Below are 13063 nucleotides of genomic sequence, written 5' to 3' on the forward strand. Positions count from 1 at the left end.
GGCACAGCAAGGGGGAGCAAGCTCCCCCTTCAGTTTTTACCGGACACTAGTGATGCTCTGCGTGGGAACGCAGCTCGGGACGCTCCGCGTCCCAGAAGCGGACGCGGAGCGTCCGTTGAGGCATTCCCACGCAGAGCGTGGGAACGATCTGCGTGAGGATGATCATTCGGTGTGTCAAACACTCAGCAACAGGAACTCGCGTTCCCAGGAACTGATCACCCGCTTGAAGTTTTCATGCTCGGCGCGCTTGACCGCGACGTAGCCGCGGACGAACTTGGCCCCCAGATAACGCTCGATGGTCGGGCAGTCTTCCATGTGCGCCAGTGCATCCTCGATGGTGATCGGCAGGCGCAAGTTGCGTCGTTCGTAGGCGCGGCCCTGCACCGGCGCACTCGGTTCGATGCGTTCGATCATGCCGAGGTATCCGCACAACAGGCTGGCGGCGATGGCCAGGTACGGGTTGGCGTCGGCGCCCGGCAAACGGTTTTCCACGCGCATGGCCTCGGGACCGGAGGTCGGTACGCGCAGCCCGACGGTGCGGTTTTCTTCGCCCCACTCGACGTTCACCGGTGCCGAGGTGTCCGGCAGGAAGCGGCGGAACGAGTTGACGTTGGGGGCGAACATTGGCAGCAGTTTCGGAATGTATTTTTGCAGACCGCCGATGTGGTGCAGGAACAGCTCGCTCATCTGCCCGTCGCTGTCGGCGAAGATCGGCTTGCCGGTGGCGATGTCGACCACGCTCTGGTGCAAGTGCATGGCGCTACCCGGCTCGTCGCCGATCGGCTTGGCCATGAAGGTCGCGGTGACGTTGTGCTTGAGCGCCGCTTCACGCAGGGTGCGCTTGAACACGGTGATCTGGTCGGCCAGATCCAGCGCATCGCCGTGACGGAAGTTGATTTCCATCTGCGCCGGGCCGTCTTCGTGGATCAGCGTGTCGAGGTCCAGACCTTGCAGTTCGCACCAGTCGTAGACATCTTCGAACAGCGGATCGAATTCGTTGGCCGCATCGATAGAGAACGATTGGCGACCGCTTTCGGCGCGGCCCGAGCGACCCAATGGCGCCTTGAGCGGCAAGTCCGGATCTTCGCAGCGCTGGGTCAGGTAAAACTCCATTTCCGGCGCCACAATTGGCTGCCAGCCCTTGTCGGCATAGAGCTTGAGGACTTTCTTCAAGACGTTGCGCGGCGACAGTTCGATCGGATTGCCGAGTTTGTCGAAGGTGTCGTGAATCACGATGGCGGTCGGCTCGATCGCCCACGGCACCACGTAAATCGCTGAAGAATCCGGCCGGCAAACCATGTCGATGTCGGCAGGATCGAGCAGGTCGTAGTAAATGTCGTCGTCGACAAAGTCCCCGGTTACCGTTTGCAACAGCACACTTTCCGGCAGGCGCATGCCTCGCTCATGCAGGAACTTGCTGGTGGGCGCTATCTTGCCGCGAGCGATACCGGTCAGGTCACTGACCACGCATTCGACTTCGGTAATCTTGTGTTCTTTCAGCCATGAAGACAGCTGATCGAAAGGGGCATTCATAAAGACCTCGTTGTTGGTTTTATCAGCGCCAGAGTCGGTCTCTGCATCTTGTACAAGCGGCGAAAGACTTTCCCTGTAGCGCGTTGACGACTATCTTGGTCGACGCGTTTCGTTCCATCTATCCACTTTAAGCAGAACCAAGACGCACCAAAAAAGTGCGTACAGGTCATTCCATGACGGAGTCAAACCCCTTGCATGTGCAGGCTTTCAACACCTTGGATGTCGCCGAACAGATACGCGCGACCCCTGGGTGGGTGCAGCACTATCAGCAGATGTCGCCTGGGCATTTCGCAGGCCTGGTGCGTTATCTGGACCTGCAAGGCGTGGAGATTTACGAGGAGTGCATGAACACCCGCGTCGAGCAGAATTTCAGCGCGCCGCCGGGCTCGCTGGCGTTCTGTTTCGATCGTAGTGACAACGCGCTGTATGTGCTGAACGGCGAAAGCCGCAACATCTGGATCACGCCAGAGAACTATCAGGAAGTGGCCGTGGTCTTCGGCCCGGAATTCGTTCAGCGCAATGGATTGAACGTAGAGCGGCTGGAAGGCCTGTTCATGGCACCGCTCAACTCGCAGCAGAACGCGCTGTTCAGCCGCTGGCTGAGCGGCACCCTGACGCGGCTGTCGCACACCATCGACCCGCCAAGCAAGGACGCGCTGACCCAACAGCTGCTGGACGACTGCCTGTTTATTCTCGACAACGCCTGCGTTTGCCTGGACCGAGGCGCGTTGCAGCGCCGGGCAGGGGAGCGAACGATCATGAAACGGATCGGTGAATGGGCGGCGGATACGCCGGAAGAGAACCTCAATTTGCTGGAGCTTTCCCAGGTCGCCGAAGTGTCACTGCGTCAGCTGCAACATGCGTTCAAGACCTACACCGGCATGGCGCCGACCCAGTGGCTGCGCCTGCGCCGGCTCAACAGCGCCCGTCGGGAGTTGCTCAACCGCACCGCGACCGACACCACGGTGGCCGAAGTCGCGATGAACTGGTCGTTCTGGCACCTCGGCCGGTTTTCCAGCAGCTACCGGGCGTTGTTCAAGGAATTACCGAGTGACACCTTGAAGCGTGCATGCGCCACTCAGTCGAATGGGCGCTTGCATCGTTAGAACGTTGGCGGGGTTATCACCCATATCACCGTATCGCGAGCAGGCTCGCTCCCACATCAGGTTATGCGTGGATCCCAATGATGGGATCCACGTTATTACTTTCTACTGAGTACGCTGACCGTTTGCCGCGCCCAACACTTTCACCACATCATCGATCACCGCCTTGCTCATCTCCTGCAAGTAATGCGATGCCCAGGCATAACGGTCGGTGCCGCGTTCCATGGCAGCGTCTTCGGCCAGGAGTTTGGAGAGATGGAGCAAATCAGAAACGTGGGACAACGCCTCGCGGATCGGCACGCCGCTGTTGACGCGGAACAGGGCTTGATCATTGTGGATGGAAAACGGGGTGAGGCCGGCGGTTTTTAGAGGCTGAGGGTGGGGCATTGTCTAGTTCCTTGACTCGAACTATGACTGCTTCGGGTTCTCACACCCGGTCACTGAACATTCAGCGACACGGCAACGATAGAGACCCGGTGCCAGGCGCGCAAGCCGGCGGGTTCTGGCGCAGGTGTAGGTCACAACGCAAGACCGCGTAGCCCTCGACTGACACCGCGCCGCTTGGCATAAACACACGAAACCCTGTGGGAGCGAACCTGCTCGCGATGACGTCGGCACATCCAACATCTCAGCTGCCTGAGACACCGCCATCGCGAGCAGGCTCGCTCCCACAGGGATCTCCACTGTTTTGAGAGTGTTGATCATGACAACACCCGCTTATGATGCCGCCCCAAAATCCCTCATTAGTGGCCTCGTCCGCTCATCCAGAGAGGAATTCGCGCTGGCTGCGCCAGGATTGAAGCCTTTCAGCGGCTGGCAGTGTGTGCGCCACCGAACAGACATGGCCATGTCGCTACTACACTCTAATGGACAGTCGCGGCTACCCATCCTGCTGGTTATCGGCTTGCCGCATCGTGTGTATCGCTGGCATTGGAGTACAACCATGACAACCTCACTACGCTCACTGTTGTTTATCGCTCTCACAACCCTGTCACTTGCTTCAACAGGTTTGCTTAATACCGCAAGCGCCGCAACGGCTGCGGACCTGGACCAGGATTCCCGGCATGCCCTGCAAATCCTCTACAAAGCCAATCCGGTGGCCGAGACCATGTCGCGCACTGCCAAGGCGGTGCTCGTATTTCCAAAGGTTATCAAGGCGGGTCTGGTATTTGGTGGCAGTTATGGTGAAGGGGTCATGTTCAGCGGCTCGAAAGTAGACAATTACTACAACACCGTGTCCGGTTCATGGGGCTTGCAGGCGGGTGCCCAGTCCTATGCTTATGCCGTGTTCCTGATGACTGACAAGGCGGTCAAGTATGTACGTGAGACCAAGGGCTGGGAAATTGGTGTAGGCCCGACAGTTGTTGTGGTTGATGAAGGGATGGCGAAAAATCTGTCGAGCTCGACATTGAAAGACGATGCTTATGCGTTTGTCTTTGGCCAGCAAGGCTTGATGGCGGGCGTCAGTATTGAAGGCACCAAGATTTCGCTTATCAAACGATAAGCCCGGCAACGTAGCTCTGGGTTAGAGAGGCTGCCTAAGGCAGTCTCTCCCAGACTTCCGTATTGGCTAACTCGCTGTCGGTCGCGTGTTTTGCGTGGCCGTTGATAGGGTTCAGTTCATAACTGCCAGCCGAGTCATAGGCTGCCAGGTAGCGTACGCCACTTAACTTGTGGAGGTAGCGCATCAATGGATGGCACTGTGCATTAATGCGCTGTACCAGGGCGGAATCGGTCATTGTGTTCATGGTGTTACCCGCTGCAGCGAAGGCTGCTCTGTTATTGTTTTTATTCTGTGCCTGATCGTCGCGGCGTTCTGTACGCCATCACACACTGGGCGATCTAAATAACGCAAAAAACGTTGCACAAGCGGAATAACAACGACCGTGCCTCTGATCAATCAAACACTGACGATATGTGTGTTGCCGTACAGACTGTACCGGGTACGTGTGCCACGTTGGTGGCCTGCAACGCGCAGATCAAGGTCTCACTGCCTGCACAACATCCACCTACTTGCAGACTCAAGGAGAAAAGCCATGAGCTTGGGAACCATACTGTTGATCGTGCTGATTTTGCTGCTGGTTGGCGCTATTCCGACTTGGCCGCACAGCCGAAGCTGGGGCTATGCGCCGAGCGGTTTATTAGGCGTCGTCGTTATTGTCCTGGTTGTGTTGCTTTTATTAGGGAGAATATGATGTCGATCGACACATAATACGGCGCTCAATTAGTGGTTTCGGTGAATAGTGGGGAGGTATTCACCGTGGGCGCGTGCGACAGCATTAACATCGACTACTTTCTGCCATCAACCTGTTAATAAAACAAACAGTTCTCCGTGCACTAGCGCACAGACCCACTCCGGCCACTACGCGCACTCTGAGTGTCAGGCAGATTGCTGCTGGTTATTGACTGGAGAAACTATGAAAACCCTCATGTTGTTCAATCATTCACTGACGCTTTCAAGATTTGCCCTGGCCCTATTGCTGGGTTTGTCTTCCGTGGTGCTGCATGCAGCCACCGCAGAACCGGTTGACATGTCGGCCGTGCAGTTGGAGCCGCAGGAGCAGAATGGCATCCGCTATCTGACGGGAGGTATCGGCCTGGATGAGTCAAAGGCCTTGCTCCAGACCCAGGGCTACAACCTTCACATGACCTTTTCAACGGGACCTGCCAATCAGTACGTCAGCAATGTCGACGTGGTGATCCAGAGCGAAAAAGGTAGCCCCCTGTTGTCGCTGAGTCAGGTGGGGCCCATCGTGTACGCGCAATTGCCGGCAAACAAATACCTGGTCATCGCCAGTTTGAATGGCCATGAAGAGCGCCACACCATTTCAGTCGGTGGTAAATCCATCGAAACGCTGAACTTGCATTGGAGTGAATAGCGTGCAACCCAGCATTACGTATCACGGCACGTTGCATGAGATGAGGCTGTTCAAGACAGACGACCGGCCTCTCGCTGTACGCATGCTTGCTGAGCGGCATCTGGCGACGAACCTCAAGGCCCAATACGCGCGGGATGTTACGCAAGACGTGTTACCTGGCAACTGCGCTGCGGCAGAAGACCGCGCGCTGTTCGCCGAACAGTTGATCGGGATTGTCAGTCACGATCTGCGCAATCCGCTGGCGGCGATAAAAATGGCTTCGCAATTGCTCGGATGCCGTGACTTGCCTCCTAAACAAGCACAAATACTCGACCACATCACGCACGCTACAGAGCGCGCGCAACGTCTGGTAGCAGACCTGCTGGACTTCACCCTGAGGCAAGTCGGGCGAAGCATTGCGGTTTCCCTCAAGCCGGTTGATTTGCACGCATTGGTGGGCGAATGCCTGGACGAACTGAGTCTGGTGTTCCCTGAGCACACGCTGACCCATCGCTGTGTCGGTCAAGGTAATTTCATCGCCGACAGTGATCGGCTCTATCAGCTTATTGGCAATCTGGTTGCCAATGCGATTGCCTATGGCACGGCTGAGGGTGGGGTCACAGTGTCTTCATGCTTCGAGGATCAGGTGATCATTGCGGTACACAACCTTGGCACGCCGATACCCTCGAAGTTGCTCGACAACGTGTTCGAACCGATGATTCGCGGCAGTCACGATAATGCAGGACTGCGCAGTGTCGGGCTTGGCCTGTTCATTGTGAGAGAGATTGTCAGGGCGCATCACGGCGATATCCGGGTGACTTCCTCGATAGAAGGCGGCACTACCTTTACGGCGACCTTTCCCTTGCCACGATAACCGCGTCATAACGGAGTCGAGTGAGTGTCGCTATAGCACTCGCATGACGCCGCTTCCAATCCCTTGCGATCAAGAATCGTGATTTCACCACGGGTATAACGGATCAATCCACGTTGTTGCAGCGTACCGGCGGCCAATGTCACGCCACTGCGCCGAACCCCGAGCATGTCCGCGAGGGACATGTGGGTCAGATGAAAGTGATTGGCGTGCGCGCGATCGTGGGTCATCAGCAACCAGCGCGCCAAGCGTGGCTCAATCTCGTGAAAATGGGTACAGGCGGCGGTTTGAGCGAGCTGCATCATCTGCACATACAGGTACTGATTGAGCCTGCGCAATAATAACGGGCTCTCGCGCAGCGAGACCTGCAGCTGCAAGCCACTCATCCTCAGGCACGTACCGGCGCCTTGCACCACGGCGCGCATGGGGGCGGTATTAACCCCCAGAGCAAGTGTCGCCCCAAGCATCCCTTCATTGCCGATCAGGTGCATGTGCAGAGGAGGGTGGCGGTACAACGTCACCACTTCGGCGATGAGCGCTGTTTGAGGGAAATACACATGCAGGATTGGATGGCCCGGCTCGCACAAGACAGTGCCAAAGGCCAGTTCGACGTTATCGCACTGTGCTTCCAGCCGGCTGTAGTCAGTCTTCGACAGCCCCTGGAGTAGCCGGTTTTCTATTGGTCGCCCAGACATGATTGGCATGCGCAGATCCTGCGGCACAGTGGGCCCTGGATGGGCGGGACAGGTGCCGGGGCCGTCTAATGCGTTAAGTGTGGGTGACTCTTGCAGGCCGGTCTGTTCGCTAGAACACGCAGATACTGGCAGTCAGCGGGTCGGCTTTACCGGAACGTAAGGCAACAGGCGCTCGGTTTCTTTTCTGACCACCGCGTAGCACTCGCAGCTCAGTTCCTCGAGCGCGGCCCTGTCCAGCACCTTGATGTGGCCACGGCTGTATTCGATAACGCCGAGGCGTTGCAGCTTGCCGGCGGCATCGGTCACGCCTTCGCGGCGTACGCCGAGCATGTTGGCGATCAATTCCTGGGTCATGATCAGTTGATTGTCTTGCAGGCGGTCAAGGGATAGCAGCAGCCAACGGCACAATTGTTGGTCAATCGAGTGGTGGCGGTTGCACACGGCGGTCTGGGCCATCTGGGTGATCAACGCCTGGGTGTAGCGCAACATCAGCAGGAGCATCTCCCCGTGGCGGTTGAACTCATCCTTGAGTCGCTGGCCGGGCAACCGGAAGGCATGCCCGGCGCTCTGGACAATCGCCCGGCTCGGCGTGCTTTCACCGCCCATGAAGACGGCGATGCCAATCAAGCCTTCATTACCCACCACCGAAATTTCCGCCGATGCGCCGTTTTCCATCACGTACAGCAGGGACACAATGGAGTCGGTGGGGAAATAGACGTGCCGCAGAGCATCCCCGGACTCGTAGAGCACCTTGCCAAGCGGCAGGGTGATCGGCTCGAGGTGCGGCAGCAAGCGCTCCAGCGATTGTGCGGGCAGAGCCGCCAGCAGATGGTTCTGTTGTGGCTTGGAAACATCAGGCATTTCAGCCACCGTCCTTAGGTGAGATTACCCATACTTACAGATTAATCCATGGAGCGCTCTGTACACTGCTGCCCGAAGCCGTCTGTCGGTTTTACGGTGCCTATTCACATTCGTTGCCGGCAATAAAAATGGCGGCGGGCCTGCTGTTTAGAGTCTCCGGGTAAGCGCGGTATCGCACCGAAACTGTGTTCGGTTACTGGCACGATAGGAGTCCCCCTCCAGTTTCGGGCGGATGCCGCATGAACCTGTTTTCAATCCGGACGTTGCTGCGAACACTGACAGCGCTGAGCCTGACACTGCTCATGGCCTGCGATTCGTTGCCCACCATTGTTCCCGATATGGCCTATAGCAAGCCGGCTCCTGCGCAGATCGAAGGTCCGCACGGACCGCTGTCTGCCGAACGCAGCAAGGCCATTCTTGATCGTCTGAAGGCCAATGGCGCCCAGACGAACATCTTCAACCTGCACATGGCGATCGAGGAGTCCATCGTCGGCAGCCCTCTGACGGACGGCAACAAGGTCGAACTGTTACAGGACGGTCCGACTACCTACCAGTCAATGATCTCTGCGATTGGCCGCGCGCGTGATCACATCAATATCGAGAGTTACATTTTTGACGACGATGAAGTCGGCCAGCGTTTCGCCGCGGCGTTGATAGCCAAACAGGCTACTGGGGTACAGGTCAATCTGATCCGGGACAGCGTCGGTACCCTTGGCACACCCTCGGCTTTTTTTGCCCGCATGACCGCCTTGGGCATCAACGTGCTGGAATTCAATCCGGTCAATCCAGTGACCGCCAAGGCTGGGTGGCAAGTAAACCAGCGCGATCACCGTAAGCTGCTGATAGTTGATGGGCGCATTGCCTTCCTCGGCGGTATCAACGTGAGTAGTGTCTATTCAGGCAGCTCGTTCAGGCCGAACGCCAAAGCCCGACCCGATGGCAAGCTGCCTTGGCGCGACACCGACCTGCGGCTTGAAGGGCCGGCAGTCACTGAGCTGCAAAAGCTGTTTATCGAGACCTGGGAAAAGCAGAAAGGCAAACCGCTCGCGGCGCGCCATTATTTCCCGACGGCCGAACGCAAAGGCCACGAGGTAGTACGCGCCATCGGTAGCTCACCAGACGAACCCTACAGCCTGATCTACGCCACGCTTATCTCGGCACTGCGCAATGCGCAAACTGAAATCTTCCTGACTAACGCCTACTTCGTGCCCGATCCGCAACTGCTGACAGAGCTTAAGGATGCAGTGGCACGCGGCGTCGACGTGAAGCTGCTGCTGCCCAGCAGCACTGACTCCTGGTTGGTATTCAACGCTGGCCGCAGGCACTACACCGAGCTGCTGAAGGCCGGTGTCAAGCTCTACGAACGCCGCGATGCCTTGCTGCATGTCAAAACCGCGGTGATCGATGGCGTCTGGTCCACGGTGGGTTCGACCAATCTTGACTGGCGCAGCTTTCTGCACAACCGGGAAGTCAACGTCGTGGTGCTCGGCCCCGGGTTTGGCGAGAAAATGCGCGCGGCATTCCTTGCCGATTTGCTGAAATCAAACGAAATCACACTTGAGAAGTGGCAGCGGCGTTCCCTTGATGCAAGAGCCAAGGAACAGTTTTCGCACCTCTGGGAGTACTGGTTGTGAGGCAAGTACAAACGATGTCCATGGGGCTTTTGAGCCGGGCGAATATCAGTTTCTGCAGAGGCGCCATGCTGGTTCGCGCGGTCTTGCTCTATCTGTTGATCGGCATGCCGCTGGCCCACGCGCAGGATGCTCAAGCACTGACCGCACGCTACGGCGCCTTGCGTGAACAGTTGGCCAACAACCCGTTCCATCGCCCGCTGTATCTCCAATCAACTGAAACGTCAGACAGCCTGACAGGCGACGTCTATTCCTTGATCGAGCAACCCTATGCGGTGGTCAGTCCGGCGCTGCAGGGCATTGGCCATTGGTGCGATATCCTGATCCTGCATTTGAACGTGAAGAGTTGTCAGGCCTCTTCCGGTGCAGGGGAAGGGTTACGCGTCAATATTGGGCGCAAGTCAGATCAGCCGCTGGCCGATACCTACCAGTTCGATTTTCTTTATCGGGTTGTAAGCGATAGTGCCGACTACCTTCAGGTCGTGTTGAGCTCCGCGCAAGGACCGCTTGGAACGAGCAACTATCGGGTCAAGCTTGAAGTGGTGAAACTCGATTCTCAACGCAGTTTCCTGCATTTGTCATATTCGTACGACTACGGTATTGCGGCCCGTATGGCCATGCAGGGCTATCTGGCGACAGCAGGTCGCAACAAGGTCGGTTTCAGCATCGTTGGTCGCAAGGCCGATGGTCAGCCAGCCTATATTGGCAATATGCGTGGTGTCGCCGAGCGCAATGCGATGCGCTACTACGTGGCGATCGAAGCCTATCTCGGCGCGCTGACGACACCCGCGCCGCAACAGCTCGAAAAACGTCTGAGCGACTGGTATGCCGGGATTGAACGTTACCCGCTGCAGTTGCATGAGATTGAGCGCAGCGAGTACCTCTCCATGAAGCGCAGTGAGGTCCAGCCCCAGCAAGTAGAAGGCTCGGCAACCGCGAAATAATAAGGACGGCTCTAGAGCCGGCCGTGATACGCCGCGTCGAAAATCTCTACCGCACCATTTCGTGTCAATGGCAGCGGGTTACCGCTGGCGCAGGGGTCGACAATCGCCATGTCGGCGATCAGATCGACCTGCCGATCATCCACTCCCAGCTCAAACAGCGTATGCGGCACGCCGATGTCCTTGCGCAACTTGAGGACGAAGGCCAGAAAACTGTCGAAGCCCGGAGTCGGCAGACGCAGGTAAGCCGCGAGGCGGGTGATGCGTTCCTCGATGGCCGGGCGATTGAACTTCAAGACATAGGGCATGAAGGTGGCATTGGTCATGCCGTGGTGGGTGTCGTACAGGGCGCCGACCGGATGTGCGAGCGCGTGCATCCCGCCCAGACCTTTCTGGAAGGCAGTGGCGCCCATCGCGGCGGCCGCGAGCATTTCCGCGCGCGCCTCCAGATCAGAGGGTGTGCGTACTGCCCGCACCAGGGCGTTGGCCACCAGGCGCATGCCTTCAACCGCAATCCCTTCGGCCATGGGGTGAAAACCGGGGGCGCAGTACGACTCCAGGCAATGCGCAAAGGCATCCATGCCGGTGCCGGCGGTGACCTTTGCCGGCATGCCGACGGTGAGCGCCGGGTCGCTGATGACCACCCGCGGCATCATTTTCGGATGGAAGATGATGCGTTTGGTGTGCGTACGCTCGTCGATGATCACCGCCGCACGGCCGACCTCGGATCCCGTACCCGCTGTGGTCGGCACCGCAATGATCGGGGCGATGCTGCTTTCATCGGCGCGAGTCCAGTAGTCGCCGATGTCTTCGAAATCCCACACCGGTCGGGTCTGGCCACTCATGAAGGCTATCAGCTTGCCCATATCCAGGCCGCTGCCGCCGCCGAAGGCGACCACGCCATCGTGCTTGCCGGCACGCCAGGCCTCGAGTCCACCCGCCAGGTTGGCCTCGACCGGATTCGGCTTGAGGTCGCAAAACAGCGCCACGCCGAGGCCAGCGGCGCGCAAGGATTCCAGCGCCGCCGTGGTGATCGGTGCGCGTGCCAGGCCACTGTCGGTGACCAGCAACGGTCGCTGGATACCTTGGCTGCGGCAGGTGTCGGCCAGCTCGGCGATACGGCCAACACCGAAGTGGATGCTCGTGGGGTAGTTCCAGTTCGCAGTCAGGCTCATGGCTCAGATCTCATGGCGCAGATGGAAGGATTTCGCTCGGGTCAGGTGTTCGTAACCGATGCGCGACAGCGATACGCCGCGCCCGCTGTTTTTCACCCCGGTCCAGGCCAGGGCCGGGTCCAGGTAATCGCAGCGGTTCATGAATACGGTACCGGTGGCGATTTCGTCGCCGATACGTTCGGCGGCGGCGAGGTCTGCGGTCCAGATTGAGGCGCTGAGCCCGAATTCGCTGTCGTTCATCAAGGCGATGGCTTCGTCCTCGTTGGCAACCGGCATGATGCCGACCACTGGACCAAAGCTTTCTTCGCGCATCACCGACATTTGATGGGTGACGTCGACTAATACCTGCGGCGCGAGGTAAGCGCTGCCTGGCGCGTCAGCCGCAAAGGCCTTTGGATCGATCAGCGCTTTAGCGCCTTTTGCCAGTGCTTCGGCGATTTGCCCGCGTACGAATTCAGCAGCCCCCGGATTCACCAATGGGCCGAGCGTGGTGGCTTCGTCCAGCGGGTTGCCCAGCACGTATTGGCGGGTCAGGGCGGCAAAGCGCTCGACAAACACCGGGTAGATTTTTTGATCGACATAGATACGCTCAACGGCGCAGCAGCTTTGCCCGGAGTTGAAGAAGCTGCCGTCCACCAGGTTTTCCACCGCGTGCTCAAGGTTGGCGTCCGCCCGGACGTAGGCCGGGTCTTTGCCGCCGAGCTCCAGCCCGATGCCGAGGAAGAGCCCGGTGGCGGCGATTTCGATGGCTTTGCCGGCTTCGACCGAACCGGTGAAGTTCACTTGCTGCACCCGTCCCGAGGCAATGATAGCCGCGGTATAGGTGTGATTGAGCAGCAGATTCTGGAACAACCCTTCAGGTAGATTGGCGCGGCGAAAGGCCTCAGCGAAACGTTCACCGACCAGCAGCGTTTGCGAGGCATGTTTGAGGATCACGCTGTTGCCGGCCATCAGCGCCGGGATAATCGTGTTGACCGCGGTCAGGTAGGGGTAATTCCAGGGCGCGACGACCAGCACCGTTCCCAACGGCTCGCGTTTGATCTGGCGTCGAAAACCTGCAACAGGCGTGGGCACAACCGCTGCCAACGCTTCAGGTGCAATAGCGATCATATGGCGCGCACGCTCTTCGAAGCCGCGTAGCTCGCCAGCGCCAAAACGCACCGGGCGGCCCATTTGCCAGGCCAGTTCCGGGACTATTTCGTCTTTCATTGCCAACATCGCGTCCACGGCGGCGCTACATAAGGCGGCGCGTTCGCTCAGAGGTCGGCGCTTCCATAACGCCTGGGCGGCTGCGGCCGCCGTCAGAGCTTGCTCGATCTGCGTCGCATCGGCGCAGTGGCGTTCGGCGTAGACCCGGCCATCGACCGGGGAGATGAGTTGAATCATCGAAGTCAT

14 protein-coding genes are annotated in these 13063 nt (G+C 58.5%); 7 read left to right on the forward strand and 7 right to left on the reverse strand.

The window, feature by feature from the left end; all coding sequences use genetic code 11:
• Positions 1 to 174: 174 nt before the first annotated feature.
• The gene (locus tag BK658_RS06195; protein WP_123581540.1) at positions 175 to 1533 is read right to left on the reverse strand and encodes a glutamine synthetase family protein; all 1359 of its coding nucleotides are present in this window, start codon (positions 1531 to 1533) and stop codon (positions 175 to 177) included.
• A gap of 173 nt (positions 1534 to 1706) precedes the next feature.
• On the opposite strand from BK658_RS06195, the gene BK658_RS06200 reads away from it, so the two are divergent.
• Positions 1707 to 2639, forward strand: a complete 933-nt coding sequence (locus BK658_RS06200; protein ID WP_123581541.1) for a helix-turn-helix domain-containing protein — start codon at positions 1707 to 1709, stop codon at positions 2637 to 2639.
• Positions 2640 to 2741: 102 nt separating this feature from the next.
• Here the strand turns inward: BK658_RS06200 and BK658_RS06205 are convergent, their stop codons facing one another.
• Positions 2742 to 3023, reverse strand: coding sequence for a DUF3077 domain-containing protein (locus BK658_RS06205; RefSeq protein ID WP_123581542.1), 282 nt, complete (start codon positions 3021 to 3023; stop codon positions 2742 to 2744).
• Between the two features lie 556 nt (positions 3024 to 3579).
• Between BK658_RS06205 and BK658_RS06210 the strand changes: the two genes are divergently transcribed.
• Positions 3580 to 4140: a lipid-binding SYLF domain-containing protein gene (locus tag BK658_RS06210; RefSeq protein WP_123581543.1), complete on the forward strand. Its 561-nt coding sequence runs from the start codon at positions 3580 to 3582 to the stop codon at positions 4138 to 4140.
• 34 nt (positions 4141 to 4174) lie between these two features.
• On the opposite strand, the gene BK658_RS06215 is transcribed toward BK658_RS06210, so the two are convergent.
• On the reverse strand, positions 4175 to 4384 hold the full coding sequence (locus BK658_RS06215) for a hypothetical protein (protein WP_259740055.1): 210 nt from the start codon (positions 4382 to 4384) through the stop codon (positions 4175 to 4177).
• 294 nt (positions 4385 to 4678) lie between these two features.
• Here BK658_RS06215 and BK658_RS06220 point away from each other — a divergent pair, with 294 nt between their 5' ends.
• The 3 genes from BK658_RS06220 to BK658_RS06230 all read left to right on the forward strand — a co-directional run bounded on the left by BK658_RS06220 (position 4679) and on the right by BK658_RS06230 (position 6368).
• On the forward strand, positions 4679 to 4831 hold the full coding sequence (locus tag BK658_RS06220) for a DUF3309 domain-containing protein (protein WP_259740065.1): 153 nt from the start codon (positions 4679 to 4681) through the stop codon (positions 4829 to 4831).
• A gap of 234 nt (positions 4832 to 5065) precedes the next feature.
• Positions 5066 to 5515 carry a carboxypeptidase regulatory-like domain-containing protein gene (locus BK658_RS06225; protein ID WP_123581744.1) on the forward strand — a complete coding sequence of 150 codons (450 nt, stop codon included), beginning with the start codon at positions 5066 to 5068 and terminating at the stop codon, positions 5513 to 5515.
• 1 nt (position 5516) lies between these two features.
• Positions 5517 to 6368 (forward strand): sensor histidine kinase, encoded by an 852-nt coding sequence (locus BK658_RS06230; protein WP_259740057.1) that lies wholly within the window; start codon positions 5517 to 5519, stop codon positions 6366 to 6368.
• Between the two features lie 5 nt (positions 6369 to 6373).
• Here the strand turns inward: BK658_RS06230 and BK658_RS06235 are convergent, their stop codons facing one another.
• Entirely contained in the window at positions 6374 to 7069 is a 696-nt protein-coding gene (locus BK658_RS06235) for a Crp/Fnr family transcriptional regulator (protein WP_185019786.1), read from the reverse strand.
• A 123-nt stretch (positions 7070 to 7192) separates the two neighbouring features.
• A complete protein-coding gene (locus tag BK658_RS06240; protein ID WP_123581546.1) occupies positions 7193 to 7921 on the reverse strand; it encodes a Crp/Fnr family transcriptional regulator in 729 nt (242 codons plus the stop codon).
• A 239-nt stretch (positions 7922 to 8160) separates the two neighbouring features.
• Here BK658_RS06240 and cls point away from each other — a divergent pair, with 239 nt between their 5' ends.
• Positions 8161 to 9555, forward strand: coding sequence for a cardiolipin synthase (gene cls / locus BK658_RS06245; RefSeq protein ID WP_185019787.1), 1395 nt, complete (start codon positions 8161 to 8163; stop codon positions 9553 to 9555).
• A gap of 65 nt (positions 9556 to 9620) precedes the next feature.
• Positions 9621 to 10496 carry a hypothetical protein gene (locus tag BK658_RS06250; RefSeq protein WP_123581547.1) on the forward strand — a complete coding sequence of 292 codons (876 nt, stop codon included), beginning with the start codon at positions 9621 to 9623 and terminating at the stop codon, positions 10494 to 10496.
• An 11-nt stretch (positions 10497 to 10507) separates the two neighbouring features.
• Here BK658_RS06250 and BK658_RS06255 read toward each other — a convergent pair whose 3' ends face one another.
• Both BK658_RS06255 and BK658_RS06260 read right to left on the reverse strand, forming a co-directional pair.
• The gene (locus BK658_RS06255; RefSeq protein WP_123581548.1) at positions 10508 to 11668 is read right to left on the reverse strand and encodes an iron-containing alcohol dehydrogenase; all 1161 of its coding nucleotides are present in this window, start codon (positions 11666 to 11668) and stop codon (positions 10508 to 10510) included.
• 3 nt (positions 11669 to 11671) lie between these two features.
• Positions 11672 to 13063 (reverse strand): aldehyde dehydrogenase family protein, encoded by a 1392-nt coding sequence (locus BK658_RS06260; RefSeq protein WP_123581549.1) that lies wholly within the window; start codon positions 13061 to 13063, stop codon positions 11672 to 11674.

This window comes from Pseudomonas brassicacearum, from assembly GCF_003732175.1.
Taxonomy (GTDB): Bacteria; Pseudomonadota; Gammaproteobacteria; order Pseudomonadales; family Pseudomonadaceae; genus Aquipseudomonas; species Aquipseudomonas brassicacearum_G.